Genomic DNA, 22526 nt, shown 5'->3' on the forward strand with positions numbered 1-22526 from the left:
ACCTCTCGGGGCGCTGCAAGGGAGGGGAAATACATGGGCACCGAAACGCGCGACGACATCACGCGCGACGAGATCATCGCCATCGAGCAGAAGGCAGTCGACCGCGCCTACGACTGCTATGACGAACGGCTTGCCGAGATGACCGGGGGGTCGGTTGGCTCAGCCTCCGCCAGCGGCAAGGACAGTGTCGCCAACCGGCTCGCGGCCGAGGAGCGGGCCGCGGAGTATGGCGGTCTCGGCAACGAATCGCTGGTCATCAGCCGCATCGATGTCCGGGAGGAGCCTGGTGGAGAGCCCGGGCCCTGGTACATCGGTCGCCGCGCCGTCTCCGATATCCGCACCCGCGACACCGTCGTCGTGCTGTGGACCAGCCCGCTCGCCAAAAAGTGGTTAGAGGCGCAGCCTGACGCACCGGGCGAGGTGCTTCTGCATCGACGACTGCGTTGCGCCGAGCGGGTCGTCAAGGACTACTTCGACGAGATTGCCGTGTCTGCCCCCGACCCGCGACGTGCTGCACACGACGTTGAACCGGTGGCCGGGCGCGCGCACGAGGCCGCCGCCGCACAGCGGCAGCGCCAGATACACCCGCCCGTCCTCACCCCCAATGACGTCGCCCGTCTCCACCGTCAAAAGCCGCAGCAACTCGATGACTTTCTCCTGCGCGAGCTCCAGCGCTCGCGGAGCGGCAGCATGCGGGACATCGTCGAGACCATCCGCCGTGACCAGATGGCTCTGGTCACCGGTTCCCCATCCGACATCCTCGTCGTTCAGGGAGGGCCGGGCACCGGCAAGTCCGCGGTCGGCCTGCACCGCGTGACCTGGCTCGTCAACAACGGGCACTTCAAGGCTCAGGAGATCCTCGTCGTCGGCCCCCACCAGCGCTTTCTGGACTACGTCAGCCACGTCCTGCCCACTCTCGGCACCCGAAACGTCAACGCCGTGCAGCTGACCCGACTCTGGGACGGCGAGATCCACGGCGACGACACGTCGCAGGCGCGGACGGTGAAGTCCGACGAACGCATGGCGGCCGTCCTGCGGCGACGCGTCGAAATGGAGTGCCGGCCGGAGGCCCTTGACGACTTCACCACCACCCCCTCCTACGAGGACGCCAAGCCGGAGTTCACCGTTACAGCCGGGAGCACGACCCTGCGCATCCCGCGCTCCGAGGTCCTCGAGATTCTCGAGGACGTACGCGAAGCCGACGGCTCCTACCGTGAGCGCCGCGACCGGTTCCGCAGCCTGCTCGTCGACCGCCTGCTGCAGGAACTCGTTGCCGTCGCCCCGCGCCGCAGCCGAGATGACACGATCCGCCGTGACCTGGGACGCAACCGCCAGGTCGAGCGCCTCATCGAACGTATATGGCCGTCGCCGGGTGCCAGGGAGGCCCTCCGCAGCCTCTACGATTCGCCAGGCATCCTTCGCACCTGCGCCGAGGGCATCCTCGACGACGAGGAGCAGGCTGCCCTGCACCGCTCCCGGGCCGACAGGGCCGACGACGATCCCTGGACCCTCGACGACCACGTCTGCCTCGAAGAACTGCGGTATCTCATCACCGGGGAGACCCCGCAGCGCTACGGGCACATCGTCGTCGACGAGGCACAGGACCTGGCACCCATGCAGGCCCGCTCGCTGCGCCGACGCTCTGCGGCGAACGGCTCCATGACTGTTCTCGGCGACCTCGCCCAGGCCACCGGCCCCCACACCTACACCGATTGGGACCGTCTCGGGACCATCCTGTCCGACCACGGCGACTGGAGGGTCGCAGAGCTGAACACCAGCTACCGCGTGCCGGCGGAGATCATGGAGTTCGTCGCGCCCCTGGCGCGCACGGTCGCTCCCGCGCTGCCCTACCCCCAGGCCATACGCATGGCGGGCGAGGACGCCGTCCGGACGATGCCGATCGAGCCGTGGAAACTCCTGGACGAGACCGTCACTCACGTCACCCGCCTCGTCGGCACCAATGACGGGCACACGCTTCGGTCCGTCGCCGTCATCGTCCCGGACGATTCCGGCTGGCTCGACGAGATCAGCCGCCACCTGGATCAGGCCGACGGCATCACGGGCCAGGAGCGTGCGGCGGTGTCCGTCTTGGCCGCAGCCCAGGCCAAGGGCATGGAGTACGACCACGTCCTCGTTGTCGAACCGGCCACCATCGCCGACCGCGGCCCGGCCGGCCTGCGCCAGCTCTACGTCGCCCTCACCCGCAGCACCCAGAGTCTGACGGTCCTGCACACTTCGCCACTCCCGGAGGCCCTCACGAACACCGACGGCACCCCCGGAGAGGTGGCCGCCATAACCCATCGGAACGTGGCAGACGGCGACATCCCGGAGATCGGCACCGACATGCGGGTCCGGGTGACCGGCCCGGGGCCCGGTGGCCGCTACAGGGTCAAGGCGCTGTCACCCGCCTTCGACGGACCCTTGTTCCTGACAGTGCGGCACGGCTCGGTTGCCCCGCGGCCTGGCGATGAACTGGACTGCTGGGTGTTCGCCCACGAGACGAACCACTGTCTGCTCACAGCGGACCAGCGCGGCCGTCAGCCCATCTCGCCGAGGATGGCCGAACGCTACGTGGCGGCGCTCGACATTCTCGCTGAGCTGACCGGCGGCGGCACCGCTCCGGAGGACGCCCGCGATCGTCTGTCCGAGCTCAAGGGCATGGCCAACCGCGTTCTGCGTCGCGACCAGGCGGACTGGGTGGACGTGCGGCGTGTCCTCGGATCTCCGGACAGGCACCAGCTGAGCCTTCTGCGCGACCTCGCGACGAATACCAACCGCGCGCTCAAGGACAACGGCTTGGACGAGAGCCGAATCCAGGACGATCTGGCCCGTTCCGGCTGGTCCCAGTCTCTGGCCGCGGCCCGGGAGACCCTCCAGCGCCGCCTGGCTGCCGCGCTCGAACCGGGAACCGAGAATGCACCCGCCTCCGCTGTTCAGCAGCCCCATCAGAAGGAAGCCGAGCCCGTGACCTCCGTCGAAGACATGCCAGCCACGCAGGCAGCAACAGCGAAGGGTCTCATGGACGCGCTGGAGACCGCGGCGTCCACCGACCGCACGTGCAAGAAGCACGAGGCCGTGCGCCACGCACTGAAATCAACCCTGCTGTGGGCCGACCTGCAGCCGACAGACTCTCCGGTCATCGACGTCAGCCGCGTCGCGGAAGACGGCCACTTCCTCTACGAGGTCCTCGGGGCCGGCCGCTCCACCCACGCTGATCTGCGCGCGGGAGCCGCCCGGCTCCTGGAGATCAACCACACCCTGTCCACCCCTGCCGACCGCCTCCACCTGGTTCTCTGCGAACCGCCCGCCAAGGACTGGTCGGCCGACACCTTGCGTGACGCCTTCGGCGTTCACGTCCTGTGGCGTACCCGGGACAGCTGGGGCGGCCAGGACGTGGAAACCGCCTTGGGATCCGATCGGCCATAGTCCCGGCCAGACCGCTTGTCCCGTGGAACAGGTGGGTGCTCGGCGCGTTTTGGGGTCGTGGGTTTCCTGACCAGTGGCGGAGCGTTCAGGGCCACCGGGTGCGGACGGTGCTGAGAGCAGCACCGCTGGATGCCCCTGCGGCGTGAGATCGGCGAGCTGTTCCCGTTGGCTCGCTCTGCCTTCGTTTCTGAGGTGGAAGGCATCCCACTGTTCCACAGCCGCTGTGAGCTGCCTTGCTGTCAGGCTGGCTTCGGGTTGTCTTGAACACCTCTTGCCGCTATAGCAGATGGTGTTGACTGCCTGTCTGGCCTGATCAGGCCGCGTGAGAATGAGCGGGAGGAAGCAGTGGATCAAGCAGGGGGCAGAGAGGGTTCCTTCCCGAAGTCATCCCAGGTCAGAAACGAGCTCTCCGGGCAGGTGACTGGGCCGTCCATCCAGGCAGGAGCGATCCATGGCGACGTGAACATCACAATGGCGGGCCCGCCTTCGGAGGCCGAGGCTACCGACGAGGACCTCGCTGAGGAGCTGCGCAGGTCTTCACAGATCTGGCGAGCCCGGTTCTCCAGCGTCGACTTGGTCAACCTGCCGCGGGTGGCGATGCTCGCGCAGAGCAACGCGGTGGCAGCTGCCGCGAGGAGAGCCGGACTCGACGGCACGAGGCCATTTGGCGGGCAGGGGATGGCGCCCGGGGAGTTCGTCCGGATCGTTCGCCCCTTGTTCGAGACATGGGATGCGGAGGCGGTGACGCTCCGCGAGGACACCGCAGAGAAGGCGCATCGTGGCCTTCTGGTCTCCTTCGAAAGCGCTATGCGTTGCAACAATCCCCCCGAGGTGCCGTTGAAGGAACCGACCGGAATCTTGGCCCAGGATCCCCATCTGGTCTTTTCTATCGGGACAAAGAAGGTGGTCATCACCTTCGACCCGCGTTGGCTGACAACGTCGACGGCGACTACAACGCTCCATGATTCTGCTCGGGAGCCCCTGGTTTTCTCGGGTATCGGAACTGTGGCGTCGGTGTCGGAACGAGGGAAGATTCGAATCTCGGCACTTATTTTCGGGCAGCCGGAAACCCTGGCTCAGGCTCAGTTTGAGTATGCAAAGAAATCTTCCATTTCGGCTCCGCCCGGTTTGACGTGGGCGGACTTCCGTAACGAGCTGTCAAGTTCGGAGTTATCGCACTTTCGTGGGGATCAATCGCAGGAAAGGGGAACCGTGAGCCGCAAGAGTATCGCTCTGCTATTTGATGAGGATAAGGTGCTGCCCGAGCAGATCGACCGAGTCGTGCTGACCCAGCTCTCACGGGTTGTTCCCGAATATCGACGGGATCTGGGTGTGGCCATCGCGAGTCTGTTCTTCAATGGTGGCGGTGTTTCGGCTGCTGACCTCGCTGCTCATTTCCTTGCTCGGGAACCCGCGCTCTGGAAGTCCCTCACGGTGCCTGGGCTTACTACCCTGATCGAGGACTGCAATCTCGCCGTCTCTACCGTTTCTGGGCTTAGTGAGGAGCAGGCGGTGGACCTGCATGAGACGATGCGAGAAGAAGCTCCCAGTTACCTCGGATGCGTTGAGGTAGACAGGAACTTGCCCTTGCATAAGCGGCTTCTTCCGGCACGCGGTGACTATCATGTCGTCGGCGCCGAATTGCGCCTGGTCTACAGCGCGGCAAGGCGTGCTCTCGACGAGGCTAATGGTGAGAACCTGGAAGTGCCGTTGGATAAATGGCGGGAGAGAGGGTTGTTTCGCAGCGTTGAATGGGAAGAAGACCTGGAACAGTCTGCGGCCGAGGAAAGAGAGGCGTCGATGTTTATCGAGGCCTGGCTGAATGCGCAGTCTGAATGATTCCCCTGGGCCTCCGCCGTTATCTGTCCGGGAAGTCGAGCGTGTAATCGCTGCCGCCGTGGCAGCCCCGCGGCGGGCATCAGCCGACTCGACCCGAGCCTGCGATGCGCCGCTTTCGAGCTTGGGCGAGCCCCCTATCGATCAGTCCCTGTCGCAGGAGACCATGGTGTGTTTATGTTGAAGGTGAGGCTTGAGAAGTCCCGGCCTTGGAGCACTGGGCCATTCTGCGTGCCGCCGCTGATGCAGTTGTGCACGTCGCCGACCGAGGAGTTGGCCTGTGCCCGCTGCCACCACTCATCGAGCATGATGCGGAACTCTCCATCCAGCGCGGCTCGCACGCCGAGGGCGCTGGCCAGTGCCTGCGCGCGCATCGGGTCGGCAGGGTCTCCCTCGAGCGCGGCGACTTCCAGTTCGCCGGAGCTGACCTGCGGCGTCCCGTCGTCTTGTGTCCCCTGGGTCGCGGCTCGCCCGAATGGGCGCCGCACCAGCGTGGTAAGTCCTTGCCACGCCTGCCGTCCGGCTTCGCCGCCAAGACCGCCGGCCAGCGCGGCGAGGGCCGCTGCGGTGATCGGATCCATACCGCAGACGTATATCACCAGCCACTGACAATAGGTGAGCTTTCTCAAGTCCCGCTTGCACGGCCGCAACAAGCGGAGCAGGCCGGTCGCACGACATCAGTGATCACCTGATGTCGGGACAACGCGGACGGACCGGAGAGGGGTGAATAGGCGACGCTCGGCGAACTGCCAAGGGGTTCTTGCCGCGGTGGCGAAGGCGGCGGGGCCTTCTGGGAGGTGCGTGAGGACGCCGAGGAGCAGGGTGTGGGAGACGGCCAGGAGGAGGCCGTGGCGCCCGGCGGTGTGGTGGAGGAAGGCGGCGCAGTGGCGGGCGCGGGTGTGGAGCTCGGTGAGGCTCTCGCCGTCCTCGCAGCGTAGGGAGGGGTTGGCGAGGCGCCGGGCGCGCCAGGCGCGGTAGGCCGGCGGATAGGTCTCGGCCGTGCGGCCGAGGACGATGCTCGGGGCGCGCCATTCGGCAAGGAGGCCGGAAGTGGCCACGATCGGCAAGCCCGTGAGGTGCGAGACGAGGGTGGCTGTCTGACGGGCACGGGGGACCGGACTGGTGACGATCGCGGTGATCCCCTCGGGGAGGGGGAGGGAGCGGCGTACCTGATCGCGGCCCTCCTCCGTGAGAGTGGCCTCGTGTGGGGCGTGGTAACCGGGGCGGTGGCCTTCGTAGGCACCGTGACGCATGAGCCAGATGTCAGCCAAGGATCCAGCCTCCGTCGACGCGCAGGGTCTGTCCGGTGATGAAGCCGGCGTCGTCGGTGGCGAGGAAGGCGACGGCCGCGGCGACGTCGTCCGGGCGGCCCCGGCGTTGGACGCACTGGCGGGCGAGCTGCCGGGCGGTCATGGCCTCGGGGTCGTCGACGACGGTGTCCTCGGCGGGGACGCGGATGGAGCCGGGGGCGACGCAGTTCGAGGTGACGCCTGCGTGGCCGAGTTCGCGGGCGAGGGCGCGAGTGAGTCCTTCGAGGCCGGCCTTGGCGCTGACGTAGCCGGCGAGGTCATGGCGTCCCGCCGTGGCGAGGACGGAGCCGATCGTGATGATCCGGCCCCAGCCGGCGGCCGTAATGGAGGGGGTGAGCTCGTGGGCGAGGAGGTAGTGGCTGGTCAGGTTGGTGGCCAGTGCGTCGTCCCAGTGGGCCTGTGTCGTCTCCATCCACGGCTGGCGGGGGTAGGCGCCGGCGTTGCTGACCAGGATGTCGATCGGGCCGAGCCGGTCGTGGGCAAGGTGGGAGAGGGTACGTACGGCCTCGGCCTCGCGGACGTCGGCTGCCAGGGGGATGGCGGTGCCGCCGCTGTCGGTGATGCGGGTGGCGAGGTCGGCTGCGGCCTGGTCGTCGTGGAGGTGAGCGAGGGCGACGGTGGCGCCGTCGGCAGCGAGACGGCGGGCGATGGCCGAGCCGAGGCCGCCAGTGGCTCCGGTGACCAAGGCGGTGCGGCCGTTCAGGGGGCCGGGCATGGCGACTCCAGCGGGCAGAAGTAGGTGGCGGGGTCGAAGGCTGGGCTCATGGCCTCGGCGAGACGGGCGAGGAGGACAAGCCGGTCCTCGGGTGCCAGGTCGCACAGGTTGTAGACGCCGAGGATGCGCATGGCCAGGTACGGGCGGAGCAGGTTCGCCAGATCCCCGCGGGGCCAGAGGCGGTCGGCGACCGGTCGTACGAGCTGATTCCAGTACGCGGCCACGGCGGCTCGCCGGGGAGCCGAGAGGCGCGGGGTGTAGTCGATGTGGACGGTGCCGGTGGTGTGGTCGACGGCCGCTTGTCCGATCTCGGGGGTGTTGGCCGGGACGTGGTCGAAGGCGGCGGGGTGGTCGGAGAACGCGGCCGGGTTGTACGTGGGCACGAGCCAGCCACCGAGGGCGGAGGCGTACCAGAGGAAGTTCGCGAACTCGCCGGGGATGCTGTTCATCCCGGCGGTGTCGTAGTCGAACCAGGCGAGCGGGTGGGCGAGATTGACGTCGGTGGGGTCGCCCTGGGTGAGGGCCGCCCAGACCGGCTCGCTCGTGGCGAAGTGGGCGCGCAGCCAGCGGAGGGTGGCAGCCCAGTCGAGGCTGTGTCTGCGGCCGTTGATGTTCAGGGTGTAGGTGTTGAGGCGGGAGACCGGAATGTTGACGATGCCGTCGGCGATCAGGAAGTCCCTGCCGGCGTAGTACGTGTTGAGTCGGCCGCCGGGTGCTGCGCGGTTCCAGTACAGCTTGCGGACGACGTGCGCCGGATCGGTCGGCCATGCCGTCGCGAGGATGACCTCTCGGTACGCGGCCGTGAGTTGGTCCATGTAGGTGTGGAGGTCGCCGCTCGGCTCGTCCGCGTTGAGAAGGTCGAGCAGGAGGCCCTGGTCGGTGCCGCCGGGGAGACGTTCGTACGCCAGGAGGTGCCCGCCCGGCACGCGCAGGTGGGCATGGAGGGAGGGGACGCGGTAGTGCCGGGCCAGGCGGGCGTGGCCGCGGATTTCCTCGCGGGCCTCGGCCGGGTCGCGGGTGTACTTCAGGAGCAGCGGGCGGCCGAGGAGGTCGACGGGGCAGAGCAGGTTGCGGGTGAAGCGCCGTACCGGACCGAACCGAAGGAGAGGCCGGATGCTCATGGCCTTCCCCCGTCGAGGAGTTCCAGGCCGATCTGGGCCAGCGCTGTGGGCGGGAAGGCGTCCATGTGCACGTCCGTGTCCGGGGCGATGGAGTCGCGGACGGGGCAGAGGTCGCCCTGGTGCATGCGGTCGGACAGGTCGGTGGCGACGGCGTGGTGGTGCGGCAGGCCGGTGCGCCACTTGCTGTGGCTGTGGCGCGCGTACAGACCGATGACCGGCGGGCCGCTGTACTCCCCGCCTCGCGCCATCGCGGCGAGGTGGGTGAGACCGGTGTCGTTGCCCACGATGAGGTGGCAGTGCGGGAAGAGGTCGGCGAGGTGGTCGGCCGGCATCCCGTCAAGGCGGAGGATCTGCACATGGCGTCGAGGGGCCTCTGCGGTGATGCGGAGGCCGTCGCCTGGGTTGCCGCCGATGAGCAGCAGCCGGGCCTGGGTCTGCTGGCTCTCGGCGATGTGCTCGGCGAGCTCGACGTAGCGCTGGGTCGTGTAGTCCTTGCGCTCCGGCCAACTGGTGGCGGTAATGGCCCCGATGGTCAGGCCGCCCAGCCAGCCCACCGAGCGCAGTTCCTCCACGAGGTTGTTCGGGCTGGTCGCGAGGATCGGAGCGAAGGGTGCGGTGCCGGGCAGACGGATGCCCAGGCGGCGCTCCAGGGCCAGGTAGTGGCGGGCCGGCAGGTCCGAGTGGGCGCGGCCGTCGGTCGACCAGCACGGTGGGGCAGCCGGGTCCAGCACCAGGCGCACCGCCGCTTCCGAGCCGTAGGACTCGATTCCCGTCCGGTCTCCGATCACTGCACGCCATCCGCTGGGGGTGGCGGCCTCGGGCGTCGTGATGAGCCCGGCACGGGCGATCAGTCCCGCGTACGGACCTACCGCCCGAACGGTCACGCGAACCGACCGCAGCCGTAGCCAGTCGAGGACCGCGCGGACCCCGGACAGCGCGAGGAGGGAGTCGCCGAGCTTCCCGTCGAAGGCCACCACGATCTCGCCACACCCGCTCAGGCGGTGGACGAGCTCGGTGGAAGGGGTAAGCGGGAGTGGCGCGCCGATGGGAGCGCTGCCCCGGTCGTACCCGAGCGGGGTGGTGTGGACGGCCCCGGCGGGGATGACCGGGGAACCGTGGTGAAACCGGATCCCCGCCGGGGCGACCGCGGTCATGCCGTGCCTTCGATCGTGGTGAGCGAGACCAGGGGCAGACCGAGGTCGGTGAGCAGGTCGCGGGCTCCTCGGGTGGTGTCCTCCACCAGGCAGGCCGCCGCCAGCGGGACGGCGCCGGCCTCGCGGAGGCGCCGGGTGAGGTTGGCCAAGGTCCGGCCTGTGGTGATCTCGTCGTCCACGATGACGATCCGCTGGCCGGAAGCGATGCCGTACGCGAAGACGTCGGTGCGCATCGCGTGGGGCTCGCTGAAGCGGACCGCTCCGTCGAGCGGGAGGTGCAGTTTCCAGGCGATCTTGTACGGGAGGTGGGCGGCGCCGGCGAGGGAGACGGTCGGCAGGATGCCGCCGGCGTCCAGGCCGAGGAGGAAGTCCACGGAGGCGATTTCGCCCGTCACCTGCTCTTGGAGCAGACGCCACAGGTCAGCTCCGGTGTTGGCGAGGGTGTCGGGGTGGACCGGGTCCTCCAGGCCGTCGAGGGAGTGGATGACGCGTTCGCGGCGGCTTGTGGCTCCGACGCTGAGGCGCTCGACGATCCGGGCGGAGAAGGACGGCATGGTGATGGTTTCAGGCATGGCGAAGCTCCTGTCGGATGGAGAAGGAGGGGGACGCCGTTCAGGCGGCGAGCTGGGCGGCGTACCAGGTGAGGAACTGGTCGACAGCCGTGGTGACGGGCTTGAGGCCGCGGTCGGTGTCGCCGTTGCGCCAGGCGCTGGAGATCTCGGCCAGGGAGGGCGCCGAGAGGTTGGGCAGGCCCGGCATGCGGGAGGCTGCGGTGAGGATCCGGTCGGGGCCGGACTCCCACTGGTTGTGCTCGCGGAGGAGGAGGCGGCAGGCGAGTACGAGGTGTTTGTAGAGCTGCCGCAGGGTGGCCGGCCTGGCGTCGGCGCGTAGGCGGCGCATGGTCAGGATGACCTGGGGGAGTTCGCGGACGGCGGCGAGCGCGAGCTCTTCTCTGCTGATCGACGGTAGTTCGAGGTCGGGTGCGGCGTGCAGGACGGGGCTGCCCTGCTGGAGCTGGTGGAGGGCGAACGCCAGGCGTGGGGTGAGGCGCCGGGCGGTCAGTTCGCCGGGGGTGACGAGGGTGGGGCCGAGGGATGCCGCACCGCCCAGGGCGGTCCGGTACTGCTCCAGGGCCTCGTGGACCCGGCTGATGGCCTCGTGTTCGGCGATCACCAGAAGGTCCAGGTCGGACCATCCGGCGATCCAACTGCCCTCGCCGGGGCTGCCGGTCAGGGCGGCGAGCTGTACGCCGGGGCCGTATGCCCGTACTGCGTCGGTGAAGTCGGCCGTCGCCGAGGCGATGGCGGCCGGCAGGCCGAGCCCGTAGGGGGTGGCCACGCGCAGTGCCGTGGCGGCGGGTGGGGCTGCGATGCGGCGGAGGCGGGCGCGGAGGGCGGCGATGCTGCCGGTGTTGTCGATGACGTGGTCGGCGAGCGCGGCGACCTTGTGGGCGCCGCGGCTCATCTTGATCTCGTCCTTCGCGGCGACGGTCTGGGCCGGTGTCCCGGATCGCTCGACGCGTACGGCGAAGGAGGCGTCCAGATAGACGATCTGGAGCGTGTCGCCCATGAGTTGCTTGAGTTCGGCGATCGAGGCGTTGTCGTGGACGGACTCGATGGTGAACAGCCAGGTGTCGACGTGGGCATCCGCGAAACGGTTCAACTCGCCGAGCAGTAGCTCGGCCTGGCGCCGGGCCGACAACGAGTACGGGTCCGCGAGGCCCTCCCGGTGGGCGGCCTGCCGCAGGAGGAAGCCGATCTTGAGGCGCTGGGCACCGCACGTGCGCTGGACGAATCCGGCGCTGGTGCTCTTGCCGCACTCGCTTAGCCCGCCGAAGGCGAGGACTCGGCGTAGGTGCCGACTCGGCTTGATCTCCGCGGGGGCGGCGTTGTCCCTGCCGTACAACTTGAAGCGGGCCGGTACGGGAAGCCGGCGGCGGCCGGCGACGACGTCGGATACCAGCGCGTCGAGGGCGGCGCGCAGTTCCTCTCGCTGGCCGTGGAGGGCGGGGACGCGTCGGCGGGCCAGCTCGTCCCGGGCTGCCGCCCGTTCGCTGTGCCAGATTCGCAGCGTCAGCACCGAAAGACGGTCGATGACGGAGGCGAGCGTCTCTGTGTGCAGCGGCGCATCGGCGCGACCTGCGTCCGTCAGCGAGCCGAGGACCTCGTCGGCCCGCTCGGCGAGGGCGTTGCGTTCGGCGTTGAGTTGGTCGATCTCGCGTTTGCAGTCGGCGACCTGGGCGGCGGAGAGTAAGGCGCCGCGCACCCGGTCCTCGGTGTCCCACAGACGTCCGTTGACGGTGTGGAGCCGGGTGACGGCGTCGTCCAGGCGGTGCCGGTCCTTGTCCTGAAGAGCGGCGATGGCGCGGGACAGGCCGGGCGGCAGAACCAGGGGTGGGGAGTTCTGGGTCATCGGGGACTCCCGTCGGTGGGTTGGCTGAGGTCGAGGTGAGCGATTACGTCGGCATGGACGTCGTCCAGAGAGCGGTTCTCGCAGTCGACGATCGCGGTGTACGAGCCGTGGTCGGCCTGGTGGAGGAGGACCGCGTGCAGCGTCTTCTGGTAGGCCGGGTAGATCCCGGTCCAGGGGCGGCCCTCGCGGACGCTGGTGATGGCGTAGCTGCGCTCGGCGTCGAGGGACGGGAGTAGGAGGATCGAGTTCTCTGGTGCGGTGGCTCGCGCACCGGCGATGCCCGTCACGGTCTTGAACGCCTCGCCGACCGTCAGTCCGTCCTTGACCACGCAGGTCGCGGCGGCCACGGCGAGGAGCATGGGCAGCCCCCGGTCGAGCAGGCCCGTGCGTCCGGCGTCGCGGGCGGCGGCGCGCTTGGCGTGGCCGACGAGCAGCATCTCGGTCAGTTCGACGGTCGTGGACGTCTCGAACCACCACTGGGCGTAGTTGCCGGCGGCCACCCGCGTCCACGGCTCGGGGTCGTGCTCGTGGACCGCGCCCAGCGGCTGGAAGTCGTCCCAGCGCTCGGCCAGCCGCACGAGGTGGGTCGTCTTCCCCACGTTGTCAGGGCCGTTGAGGCTGACGAAGTCCGGTGCCCGCACCATCGCTCACGCCTCGCGGATAGGGGTGTCGAGGACGGAGATGATCGCGTCCGTGTTCGCGGCGATGAACTCGGCGAGATCCGGCGGCATCAGGTTCAGTTCGCGGACCGCCTCGCCGGTGAACGGGATGCGTACCACCTCGTACCTGCCCCGCTCCGGCTTGGAAAACTCCGAACCCGTGCGCGCGGCCAGGTCCATCGACTCCAGGCGCGCGGCGAAGATGTGCTGGACACCGACGCCGCCATCCAGCTCGTCAGTGATCAGGTGGACGAGCTCGGCGCGCTCCAGCTTGCCGCCCAGCTCCTCGAACACCTCCCGGTGCAGGGCCGCCTCGATGGTGGCGTCGGCCTCCTCGATCCCGCCGCCGACGGTCACCCAGTACGGCTCCCTGCCCGGCTTGGTGCGCTTGATGAGGACGAGCTCGTCGCCGTCGAGGAGGATTGCGCGGGCGTTGCGCTTGACGATGTCCGTCATGCTGTCTGCTCCTTCTGATGGTGGTACAGGGGAGAACAAGCGGAGGGCTGCCTCGTCGCGGTAGACGCCTCCCGGCTCGGTTGAACTCAGCATGGTGCAGATTGGTGACGGGGTGTGACGTACACGTGCTGCAGCAATGCCGCACCACTGCTGAAGGAGGCTGACTACGCTGGCCGTTTCGGCGTTCCACCGGGTGACGAACAGGGGGTAGGACGGTGGTCACGGTGCAGCGATGGTCCGGCCGGGAAGCCCGGCTGTTACGCGACGCCCTGCGCATGAGCCTGCGGGACTTCGCCGCCTACCTGGGCGTGAGCGATCGGACTGTGTCGAACTGGGAGGGCGGCGGGGCGAGTTACCAGCCCCGCGGTGAGTCCCAGGCCGTCCTCGATACGGCGCTGGGCCGCGCGTCGGACGATGTGAAAGCCCGCTTCACGGCAGCCCTGGGAACGAGCGGCACTGCTCCACCCGTCACAGGCCGGATCGGCGTCGACTCCCACAAGTTCCTGCCGGTCTTCATCGGCGCCGAGCGCGCCGACCGGCTGCGCGCCCACATGACGGTGAGCGTGGGCGACCAATGGCTGGAGTCCTCCTCGGCCCGCGTGAACCACCCCGAAGCGCGGGACTGTGTCCTGCACGTCTTCGCGTGCGGAGCCGCTGTCTTCCACCTCGTCCAACCTCGCGAGCCTCCCGCGCTCACCGACCTCGCCGTCTGGCGCTACCGTTCGTACGCCTCCGACCTGCCCTGGGCACGGAACAAGCTCCGCGACCTCCTGGATGAAGACCACGACCGCGTCCCCAACCCCGAGTACGTCCTCTCCCTGTACTGGCTCACCTCTGCACCTTGGGCCGGAGACGCTTACGACACCGCCCTGCGCCTGCTGTCCACGCCCTCGGTCCTGGTCGACCGCGGTGCTCCGGGCGGGCCCACGCCGCTGGACGGCACGGTCGAGGCATCGCTCCTCGCCACCGGCTTCGACCACCCGGACATCGTGTCCTTCGGCGTACGGGGAGTTTCCACCGGTTACGCCGGCTGGTCCGGCGTCGCCTACGCCTCCCACTCCCGAGAGCGCGGCCTCACCGTCGACGAGTTGGTCGCCTGCGAGTTGACCGTCCAGGCCCTGTGGTGCTTCACCCGCCAGGTCCAGCAGATGATCGAGGATGGCCAGGACCCCTCCATGCCCGAGCAGTATGGCTGGCGCTTCCTGCGTGCCGCCTCCTCCCGGCTCACCACCGCCCGCGCCCAGGAGACCGCGCAGCACGTCCTGATGCGGGAGGCCATCATGAAGACCAGTGGACTGGCCGAAAGGCTGCGCGCCGCACAGGACGCTCTGCGCGAGAGCGTCGGCTGAAGCACACGGGGCAGGGGAGACAGCGGATGGACATCGGCAGTGCCGCGCTGGTCGTGATCGACATGCAGAACGGCTTCGTGAACCACCACAGCCGCCACGCGGTGCTCGCGGTCTCCGACCTGGTCGCCCAGTGGTCCGCCGCCGGGCGCCCTGTGCTCTTCACCCGGTACTTCAACTATCCGGACAGCCCCTACGAGCGCTTCTTCCAGTGGAGCCGAGTTCAGGAACCGCCCGAGACGGACATCGTTCCTGAGCTCGCGGAAGCAGCCCTCCGCGCACACGCGGTCGTCGACAAGACCGGCTATACGCTCCTCACCCCGGAGGCTGGCGAACTGATCCGCCGAGCAGGCTGGACCGACCTCGTCTTCTGCGGGATCGCCACCGAGAGCTGCGTCCTGAAGTCCGCTGCCGACGCCTTTGAGCACGGCTACGCTCCGTGGATCGTCGCCGACGCCTGCGCCAGCGACGCAGGCCCCGACGTCCACGACGCCGGCCTCCTCGTCGCCCGCCGCTTGATCGGGACCGGCCAACTCGTCACCAGCAACCACGTGATGAGTCAACTCACTGCGTACGCAGGGACTCCGGTGCTGGAATAGCCCCATGGCCGACACGCTGTACGACACCGACCTGATCATCATCGGTGGCGGCCCGGCAGGCTGCGCCGCCGCTCGCATGGCCGCCAGCGTCGGCATGCGCTCGATCCTGATCGAGCCGGATCGGCTGTGCCGCAACCTCTACCGGATCCCGGCCCTGAACAACGTCCTCGGCGGCTACACCACCGGCCCCGAGCTCGCCGACTCCATCGTCGCGGAACTGAAGAGCACGGAGCTGTGCCGCCTCGAACTCGGGCGGCACGTCACCGAACTCCGCGCCGACGAGGCTCGCGTGACCGTCACAGTCGACACCGGCGCCCGTCTCACCGCTCCGTACGCCATCGTCGCCACCGGTGTCGGCCCCCTCCAGCCCCGCGACGTCACCTGGATCACCGCTCCCAGCGGCCTGACGCTGCCCCCGCTCTGGCAGGCCGAGGCCGATGACACTGAGGGCCGCGCCCTCCTCGTCCTTGGCGGCGACCGCCCGATCGGCACGTTCCTGCGGGCCAACCCGACCACCGACACCCGCCTGCTCGTGGCGTATCCGGCGGCCGACGAGTACAAGATCGACGAGATCCGTGAGGACTCACGCGTCACACTTCTCCCCGTCGAGCACCTGACGCTGGGGCCCGCAGCGGGCACCGCGGTGGCAGCGGAAGCGATGGGCCAGGGCGGCACCGGGCAGACGATCACGGCGGATGCTGCCTACCTCAGCATCGGCAACGCCCCGACCGCCCCATCCGGCGACCTGACCCGCGGCGCGGACGGATACTGCCCGCCCACCGACCAGCACCCCCGCGTCATCGTGGCCGGCGACCTCCGCTCCGCCCGCTTCCAACGGATCATGACTGCCCTGGGTTCTGGCAGCGAGGCCGCGCTGCAGGCTTACTACGCGGCCAGGGAGCTGCTCGCTGACGGCTGAGGCATAGGGGGAGGCGACAGTGCTCGGAAGGGAACCTCTTTGACCACCAGTCGGGGCAAGGCGGCGGTCGCTGCAGCCGTTGTCGTTCAGGAGGGGCGGGTTCTTCTTGTACGGCGGCGTGTGGCGGAAGGCGCACTCTCGTGGCAGTTCCCGGCCGGGAAGATCGAATCGGAGGAGACCCCGGGAGAAGCCGCAGCACGTGAGACCGAGGAAGAGACCGGACTCCTCGTGACCCCGCAGAGAGCGCTGGGACAACGGGTGCACCCCATGACAGGTAGGGAGATCCACTACGTCGCATGCCGTCCCGTCGGTGGCGAGGCGATCATCGCGAGTGAGGGCGAAGTAGCCAGCCTGACCTGGGCCGCGTACAGCGAGATTCCGCAGTACGTGCCGTACGGGCTGTTTGGTCCGGTGCAGGATTACCTCGACGAGACTCTGCTTGGCTGAACCCTGCAGGGCCGACGTTTCTTGAGGTTTAAGGGGCGTGCTGCTGGTGCATCAGGTTTCACCGCTGCCGTCACACTCACCGCAGTAGACGTCTGGCTTCCGTCGCTGGGGGGCGCGAGAGAAGCGGGGGACGTAAACCGGTCGGGCGGAGAGGAGAACTCGCACAGGCGGTGTCGTACCGAGATGGCAGAGTGCCAGCCATGGACATCGACCGGTTCTGGCAGTTCATCGAATCCGCGCGTTCTTCCGCGACCATCGTCGGCAGGCCCCTCGACGAGGTGCTGGTGGGGCTGCTCGCCGAACGCTCACCTCAGGAAGTCCTGGAGTATGCGGAGCGGTTCGACGAGGTACATGACGGGCTGTACCGGTGGGACGTCTGGGCTGCTGCGTACCTCATCGGCGGGGGGTGCTCCGACGACAGCTTCATCGACTTCCGGGCCGGGGTGATCGCCCTGGGCCGCGAGTGGTACGAGCGGGTCGCCGCCGAGCCGGACAGCATTGCCGAGCACCCTGCCGTGGTGGAAGCGATACAGGATCACCGCGACGAGACCTTGTTTTACGAGGAGATGAACTACGTGGGCGGCGGCGCCTTCGAGCTCCTCACCGGAGACTCGGACGCTTTCTACAAAGCCTGGGCCGAGTACAAGCCCGCCGATGAACACGTCGGCACGGAAGCCGACATGGGCGAGGACTTCGACTTCGACGACGCCGGGGAGATGCACCGACGGCTTCCCCGCCTCGCACGGCTGTCTCTCGGGCCGAATGCCTAGTGCCGCATCAGGCAACGTTGGCCCGGCTGTGACGTCTCAATCGGTGCTGTGCCACCGATGGGCTATGCCTTCCACGGTCAGACGTCAGTCGGGTACGTCTTCGCTGTCGAAGTCGCTGGTGGAGGTGAGACCTTCGACGAAGGAGCGGAAGTCCGGTGCGAGGGCCAGCTCTTCATTGCGGTCGGCGTCGAACCAGGTTACCGATGGTTCCCCGTGTCGGCCGGATGCCCGGTAGTCGAGTGCAATCCAGTAGTGCCCGCCGCCTGAGATAAGCACGGCAGGCGCGGGCAGTCCCCATTCCTTGATCAGGTACGGACTGTCCAGCAGAGAGAGTGTGCGTTCGTCTTTGCCGATGCCCATCAAGTGGTCGAACGGGATGTGATCGGCACTCCAGGAAGTCGGCTGGTTTGTCGGGAAAGCGTCCCGGTCGGCTGCGGACTCGCCCCCGTTCTGACCGCGCAGCAGGGCAAGGAGCGAGCTGGGGAGCGTGACACCGAGCAATCGCTCGGCTTTGTGCACGGTCTCACCAGTCAGCGGCTGGTGCACTACGTAGCTGCTGCCGGGCTTCCAGAAGGCGCCCTGCACATCCTCAAAGCGTGCCATGGCCGAAATCGTAGGAGCCCCGCATCGCGCTGCGCCGCCCGGCCCGAGCTCGGTCGCAGGTAGAGGGGCGGGCCGACCGGAGGACGGGGTACGGCCGGTGGTCGGGAGCGCTCTCGACCACCGGCCGTCAGATTCCCCCTCTGGTTGGTGCCTTTTGTGCGATCAATCCTTCGTGTCGAGACCCGCGACGGCGATGCTCTCCAACCGGCCGTACTCCAGCATGTCCTCGTGGGTCATGAAGGGGATGAGGACCTTGCGGTTCGGAATGACGTACTTGAACAGCAGTTCGGCCAGCTTCACTATGGCTTCGTGTGCCTCGGCTTCGGCGTTGGGGTTGTTGATGTGGGCGCCGGCGGCCTGGAGTTCTTCGATGGTTGCGCCACGGGCCATGGCCTGCTCTTCCTCGGTGAAGAGGCGCCCATCGAGATGTCGGAAGACCAGGGAATCCTTCGGGCCCTTGAAGTCCATGTCGAAAAGCAGGGCCATGACGTGGGGGCGGGGGGTGGCATCGGGCATGGAGGTTCTCCTTGAGAGGGACGAGACGAATACCGATGCGTCTATGGTCTGGAGAACCGCCGGTTGGGCTAACCGGCGATTGTCGGCTATGTTCCCGCCTCGTTTCGCGGCTCAGCGTCGGCGCGGGGACATGTTCGCGGGGTTGGTTCCGATGTGGGCGGAGTGCCCTGGTGCGGGGACGGCGTGGGCGCTGCCGGCTCGCCGGCCCTGGGAGTTCCGGGGTTCGGCGGGGAGGTCGGCCATCCGCCGCAGCCGCCACACGAGTACGTCGCTCGCCCGTTCCGCTGTGTCCAGTTCCTGTCGGGCGGCTGCCCGGGCGAGCAGGGCGGTGGGATCGTGTCCGGTGATTCGGGCTTCATGGAGAGTGGCTGCGAGGGCGGGCCAGCCGGGTTCGGTGAGGATGCGGTCGGCCAGTTTGGGCAGGACTTGGCGGACAGTGGTGGCGTGGTGGTGTCGCCAGGAGGGGGCCAGGAAGCTGCTCTGCTGGTGGAGCAGGGCCATGGGGCGGCTGGCGGCGGCCGGGTAGGCGGCACGGAGGTGCGCGGCGGCCCGGTGCGCGGCTTCAGCCTGCTGGGCGTGTTGTTTCTTGGCGTGCCAGTGGGCGGCGGCGGTGATCAGGAAGAACAGCATGTCGATGGCCATCGCTGCGGTGGCGCCGTCCTCGCCTCGGCCAAGGGCCGGGCCGCTGTGGATGAGGTCGCGGGCGGCTTGGCGCAGGGCGTGGTCGTGACCCCGTGAGGCATGTACGTGAGAGCGGGAGGCTCGTTCGAACGCGGTGGCTGCGGCCTGGAGTTCGTTGCGGGTGTGGGCGGCGGAGGTCTGGGCGAGGGCGTCGAGGACCTCTCCGGTGGCGGCGATCTGCGCGGCGATGACGCCCTCGTCGCCCTGGTCGATCATGAGCAGCGCCTGCCAGGCGGCTCCGGCGGCTCGTCGGCGTGCGGACGCGGGCCCGGTCGATGGCAGGGCCGGCTGCTGGGTGGCGTCGTCCGCGTTCTGGGCCCAGCGTTCACGGATGCGCGGCAGGGAGAGGTCCGGGGCGAGTTTGGAGCCGGAGTAGAAGACCGGCTCGCCCTTGCCGTTGCGGTCTCCAGGCAGGGCGACGGTGTAGCCGAGAGTGTCGCCCGACGGTGCGATACGGCGCCGAACAAGCAGGCCGGCTGCGGCGAGGCGGTCGAAGAACTCCTCCTCGCCCGCCGTGCCTGCCGCTGAGCGACGGACCTCTTCCCGTAGTTCCTCGCGCGAGGTGCGCTGCCGGCCGAAGCGCTCGGCCTTGTGACGCTCGGCGCTGGTGGGCCGCTTGGCGGCGGTACCGTCCCCGGGGGTGATTTGGCGCAGGCCGTAGTCCGCTTCGATGAGGCGGGCCTCAGCCTGGGCGCGGCGGGCCTCGTTGTGCAGGCGGGGCCGTCGGCCGTCGTCGCGGACGAGGGTGGCGATGATGTGGATGTGGTCGTCGGCGTGGCGTACGGCAGCCCAGCGGCAGGCGGTGTCGTCGCCGTCGGGGGCGATGCCGGTGGCGGCGACCATGCGGCGGGCGATGGCTGCCCAGTCGTCGTCGGACAGGATCGGGTCATCGGGGCTGGCGCGTATGGACAGGTGCCACACGTGTTTCTCGGGGCGTCGGCCGGCGGGCAGGGCGTTGACGGGCTGGTCGAGTAGCCGCTGCAACTGCCCGTAGGTGGCTCGCGGATCGCGGCCGGGGTCGGGGGTGAGCGGGTCGAAGGCGGCGACCAGGTGCGGGTCGGTGTGCTCCTCGTGGGTGCCGGGGCCGTACAGGTAGCGGATCAGGCCGACGGTTCCGCTGCCGCGCTTGTGGATGCGGGGGATCACGCCGGGGCACCGCCGTTCCGGTGGGCGAGCAGGGCATCGGTGGCGTCTTCCATCCGGCGGGCCGCGCTCAGGACGGCTCCTGCGGTGGCGTCGAGGTGGGGGGCGTCGGCGCCGGAGTTGAGGGCTTTGGCGACCTGGTTGAACAGGCCGTGGATTCGGCCCAGGTGCCGACGGGCGGCGAACAGCTCGCCGATGACCTCCCGTTCGGTGGCGATCTCGGCGGCGGTGCGGGTCAGGTCGCGGGCGGCCTTGTCGACGGCGTAGGCGAGGAACGCGGCGTTGGTCATCTGACACTGAGCTGCTGCGTCGGTGAAGCGCTTGTACTCGGCGTCGTTCATGCGGCAGCTGGGCTGGTGCAGGCGCTTGCGGGGCTTCGGCTGACGGGCGCGCTGACGCCGCTGCGCAAAGGTCCCGTCCTGCCGTCCCCCTCCAGGCTGCGGTCCGCCCTCGGTCGCAGTCTGCCGGTCCGACGCCTCCTGGCGCCGGGACGCTCCCGCCACCCCCGGGGCGGGAACTCCGGGAGCATTGCTCCCGGGACAACTTGCTCCGCCGTTGTCGTGCCTGCTCTCAACCTCTCCTCCGCGCTGGGAGGTTACCGGGGCGGTGACGGTGTGCTTACTGTCCTGCTGCTGCGTGTCGAGTGCTCCGGTGGCGTGGTCGCGTTCTGTGCGGAAGTGGTTGCGCATAGGGGGCTCCGTTCGCGGTCGGTGGTGGTGGGGATGGTCGTCGGGATCGGCGGTTTGGCGTGACCCCGCTTCTGGGATAGGCGGCGGCGCGGCTGCTGGGCTGTCGGCAGCCGCGCCGACCGCTGGAGAGAAGGGGCCGTGCTGTCCGGATGGGTTAGGTCCGGTCGGTGGGAGAGCAGTGTTTGAGGTGTTCGCCGGTCTGGGCGGCGCGGCGGACGAGTGTGATGGCGTCGGTCAGGCGAGTGGTTGCGGCGCCGAGTCCGGATTCGGTCACGGCATTGCGGGCGGAGTCACGGGTGATCGCTTGGGGGTCCGGGTGGGCGGCGGCGATCACTTCGGCCAGCTCTTCCAGCGTTGCCATGGGCGGGCGTCCACCCTGCCCCCCGCCCCGCGGTACGGAACCCTTGCCCGGTCCCTGAGCTGCGTCGTCAGGCTCGCCCACGGGCTCGTTCCGTACGGATGCGGTGGGCGTCAGGACTCGCAGACCGCTGTCCGGATCGGTACTTGAGGACTCCTGGGCGTCCGGTGCGGGTGCGGGTGCGCTTGGTATGGCCTCGGCCTTGCGGGGCTGGGGGAGATCGTTCCGGTCAAGCTGCCCGATCTCCTGGTACGGAACGTCTGTCGGGGTTCCGTCGGGCGACTGCTGCCGGTACGGAACCGGTCCGGTGGCTGGGTGTGCAGGGATTCGGGCGGGTGTGGTCCTTGCGGACCGGGTGACCAGGATGTGGAGGTGGGTGGCTCCGGCCAGGGCGAGTGGGGCGATGGCGGACAGGACGGCGACGGTGGTGTCGCCGAGGTGGAGTCCCGTGCCGGTCGTCTGCTGGTTGAGGCGGATGGCGTGTAGCGCATTGGCCCAGACGCTGGTGGCGGTGGCGGCGCCTACCAGTGCCCATACGTACAGGCGTGCAGGCAACGGGGCGGTCCGCAGGAGGACGAGGGCGCCGACGCCGATGGCTATGAACCCGTCGATGACGAGGGGGAACGTGTAGGTCAAGAGGTTACGGACATGGATCGCGGCGGCCATCTGGCGCAGCGCGTCGTAGGAGAGAGCGAAGCCGACGGTGCCGAGCAGCGCGATACCGATGCGGATCGCGGCGCTTGCCCGTGCGGGAGTGCGGTGGGCGGTGTCGGTGGTGGTTGAAGGCATGTTGGTGCTCCAGGGAGGGGGCGCGGGTGACGCGGCCCCGGGTCGGGGAGACTCGTCGCGACCCGTCGCATACCTGGTCAGTACAGGTACGGGTGCGGCGGTGATGTCGAGTCGACTCGTTGCCGGTCTTCGACCCGTCCCCTTGCTGACCTGCGCGGAGACGAGTCGCGACGAGTTGTGTCGGGTCAGGCGCCGGTCGGGGGTTCCGGCGTGGGCTCGGGGCAGTAGCGCGCCCAGGAGTCGGTGAACTGCAGGCGGGTGAAGCCCTTGGCCTGGATGTCGCCGTGGAAGCGGCGGTTGGCTGAGCTGATGCCGTACTCCCTGAGCAGGAGTTGCAGTCCGCGAGGGGTGAGGCCGTTTTTGGTGTACTCCGGCCAGGGCGTCTCGTCGTCCTTGTTGAGGATGTCGAGGAGGCGACCGGTGCGGATCACCGGCGGGTTGCCTTCGGTCGCGAAGGCGCGCCGGATGTCGACCAGGAGGCGAATGCCCAGGCCGCTGCTGTCCTGGTCCTGCTGGGCCTCGTGGCTCGTCATGGCCAGGCACGCGGCCCGTGCGAGCTCGGGCCATCGGCCGTCTG

At 68.9% G+C, this 22526-nt stretch carries 22 protein-coding genes; 7 read left to right on the forward strand and 15 right to left on the reverse strand.

Going from position 1 to position 22526, the window contains the following annotated elements:
- The first annotated feature begins 33 nt into the window (after positions 1 to 33).
- Entirely contained in the window at positions 34 to 3426 is a 3393-nt protein-coding gene (locus AC3ET4_RS19895; protein WP_431951205.1) for a HelD family protein, read from the forward strand.
- Positions 3427 to 3885: 459 nt separating this feature from the next.
- A complete protein-coding gene (locus AC3ET4_RS19900; RefSeq protein ID WP_431951207.1) occupies positions 3886 to 5265 on the forward strand; it encodes a hypothetical protein in 1380 nt (459 codons plus the stop codon).
- A 134-nt stretch (positions 5266 to 5399) separates the two neighbouring features.
- Here the strand turns inward: AC3ET4_RS19900 and AC3ET4_RS19905 are convergent, their stop codons facing one another.
- From AC3ET4_RS19905 to AC3ET4_RS19945, 9 genes are all read right to left on the reverse strand, one after another.
- Positions 5400 to 5843: a hypothetical protein gene (locus AC3ET4_RS19905; protein WP_431951209.1), complete on the reverse strand. Its 444-nt coding sequence runs from the start codon at positions 5841 to 5843 to the stop codon at positions 5400 to 5402.
- A gap of 96 nt (positions 5844 to 5939) precedes the next feature.
- Positions 5940 to 6533, reverse strand: coding sequence for a histidine phosphatase family protein (locus AC3ET4_RS19910; RefSeq protein WP_431951211.1), 594 nt, complete (start codon positions 6531 to 6533; stop codon positions 5940 to 5942).
- Positions 6526 to 7287, reverse strand: coding sequence for an SDR family NAD(P)-dependent oxidoreductase (locus tag AC3ET4_RS19915; protein ID WP_431951213.1), 762 nt, complete (start codon positions 7285 to 7287; stop codon positions 6526 to 6528). The genes AC3ET4_RS19910 and AC3ET4_RS19915 overlap by 8 nt, the downstream gene beginning before the upstream one ends.
- Positions 7272 to 8408, reverse strand: coding sequence for a hypothetical protein (locus tag AC3ET4_RS19920; protein ID WP_431951215.1), 1137 nt, complete (start codon positions 8406 to 8408; stop codon positions 7272 to 7274). Before AC3ET4_RS19920 ends, AC3ET4_RS19915 begins: the two co-directional genes overlap by 16 nt.
- Complete coding sequence (locus AC3ET4_RS19925; protein WP_431951217.1) at positions 8405 to 9562, reverse strand: glycosyltransferase family 9 protein; 1158 nt, start codon at positions 9560 to 9562, stop codon at positions 8405 to 8407. Before AC3ET4_RS19925 ends, AC3ET4_RS19920 begins: the two co-directional genes overlap by 4 nt.
- Positions 9559 to 10134 (reverse strand): phosphoribosyltransferase, encoded by a 576-nt coding sequence (locus AC3ET4_RS19930; protein ID WP_431951219.1) that lies wholly within the window; start codon positions 10132 to 10134, stop codon positions 9559 to 9561. Before AC3ET4_RS19930 ends, AC3ET4_RS19925 begins: the two co-directional genes overlap by 4 nt.
- A 40-nt stretch (positions 10135 to 10174) precedes the next feature.
- Positions 10175 to 11974: a DUF4254 domain-containing protein gene (locus tag AC3ET4_RS19935; RefSeq protein WP_431951221.1), complete on the reverse strand. Its 1800-nt coding sequence runs from the start codon at positions 11972 to 11974 to the stop codon at positions 10175 to 10177.
- A complete protein-coding gene (locus tag AC3ET4_RS19940; protein WP_431951222.1) occupies positions 11971 to 12618 on the reverse strand; it encodes a hypothetical protein in 648 nt (215 codons plus the stop codon). Before AC3ET4_RS19940 ends, AC3ET4_RS19935 begins: the two co-directional genes overlap by 4 nt.
- 3 nt (positions 12619 to 12621) lie before the next feature.
- Positions 12622 to 13089, reverse strand: a complete 468-nt coding sequence (locus AC3ET4_RS19945) for an NUDIX hydrolase (protein ID WP_431951224.1) — start codon at positions 13087 to 13089, stop codon at positions 12622 to 12624.
- 275 nt (positions 13090 to 13364) lie between these two features.
- Between AC3ET4_RS19945 and AC3ET4_RS19950 the strand changes: the two genes are divergently transcribed.
- The 5 genes from AC3ET4_RS19950 to AC3ET4_RS19970 all read left to right on the forward strand — a co-directional run bounded on the left by AC3ET4_RS19950 (position 13365) and on the right by AC3ET4_RS19970 (position 17170).
- Positions 13365 to 14438 carry a helix-turn-helix domain-containing protein gene (locus AC3ET4_RS19950; RefSeq protein WP_431951246.1) on the forward strand — a complete coding sequence of 358 codons (1074 nt, stop codon included), beginning with the start codon at positions 13365 to 13367 and terminating at the stop codon, positions 14436 to 14438.
- A 26-nt stretch (positions 14439 to 14464) separates the two neighbouring features.
- A complete protein-coding gene (locus tag AC3ET4_RS19955) occupies positions 14465 to 15034 on the forward strand; it encodes a cysteine hydrolase family protein (protein WP_431951226.1) in 570 nt (189 codons plus the stop codon).
- 4 nt (positions 15035 to 15038) lie between these two features.
- On the forward strand, positions 15039 to 15953 hold the full coding sequence (locus AC3ET4_RS19960) for an FAD-dependent oxidoreductase (protein ID WP_431951228.1): 915 nt from the start codon (positions 15039 to 15041) through the stop codon (positions 15951 to 15953).
- A 39-nt stretch (positions 15954 to 15992) separates the two neighbouring features.
- Positions 15993 to 16400 carry an NUDIX domain-containing protein gene (locus AC3ET4_RS19965; protein ID WP_431951230.1) on the forward strand — a complete coding sequence of 136 codons (408 nt, stop codon included), beginning with the start codon at positions 15993 to 15995 and terminating at the stop codon, positions 16398 to 16400.
- Positions 16401 to 16600: 200 nt separating this feature from the next.
- Complete coding sequence (locus tag AC3ET4_RS19970) at positions 16601 to 17170, forward strand: DUF4240 domain-containing protein (protein ID WP_431951232.1); 570 nt, start codon at positions 16601 to 16603, stop codon at positions 17168 to 17170.
- Positions 17171 to 17254: 84 nt separating this feature from the next.
- On the opposite strand, the gene AC3ET4_RS19975 is transcribed toward AC3ET4_RS19970, so the two are convergent.
- From AC3ET4_RS19975 to AC3ET4_RS20000, 6 genes are all read right to left on the reverse strand, one after another.
- The gene (locus AC3ET4_RS19975) at positions 17255 to 17773 is read right to left on the reverse strand and encodes an SMI1/KNR4 family protein (RefSeq protein ID WP_431951234.1); all 519 of its coding nucleotides are present in this window, start codon (positions 17771 to 17773) and stop codon (positions 17255 to 17257) included.
- Positions 17774 to 17935: 162 nt separating this feature from the next.
- Positions 17936 to 18289 (reverse strand): hypothetical protein, encoded by a 354-nt coding sequence (locus AC3ET4_RS19980; protein WP_431951236.1) that lies wholly within the window; start codon positions 18287 to 18289, stop codon positions 17936 to 17938.
- A 111-nt stretch (positions 18290 to 18400) separates the two neighbouring features.
- A complete protein-coding gene (locus AC3ET4_RS19985) occupies positions 18401 to 20116 on the reverse strand; it encodes a relaxase/mobilization nuclease domain-containing protein (RefSeq protein ID WP_431951238.1) in 1716 nt (571 codons plus the stop codon).
- The gene (locus AC3ET4_RS19990; RefSeq protein WP_431951240.1) at positions 20113 to 20454 is read right to left on the reverse strand and encodes a plasmid mobilization relaxosome protein MobC; all 342 of its coding nucleotides are present in this window, start codon (positions 20452 to 20454) and stop codon (positions 20113 to 20115) included. Before AC3ET4_RS19990 ends, AC3ET4_RS19985 begins: the two co-directional genes overlap by 4 nt.
- A 502-nt stretch (positions 20455 to 20956) precedes the next feature.
- Complete coding sequence (locus tag AC3ET4_RS19995) at positions 20957 to 21949, reverse strand: DUF2637 domain-containing protein (protein WP_431951242.1); 993 nt, start codon at positions 21947 to 21949, stop codon at positions 20957 to 20959.
- A 185-nt stretch (positions 21950 to 22134) separates the two neighbouring features.
- The coding region (locus tag AC3ET4_RS20000; protein ID WP_431951244.1) for a DUF3631 domain-containing protein at positions 22135 to 22526 on the reverse strand (392 nt) is incomplete at its 5' end.

This window comes from Actinacidiphila sp. bgisy167 (assembly GCF_057707665.1).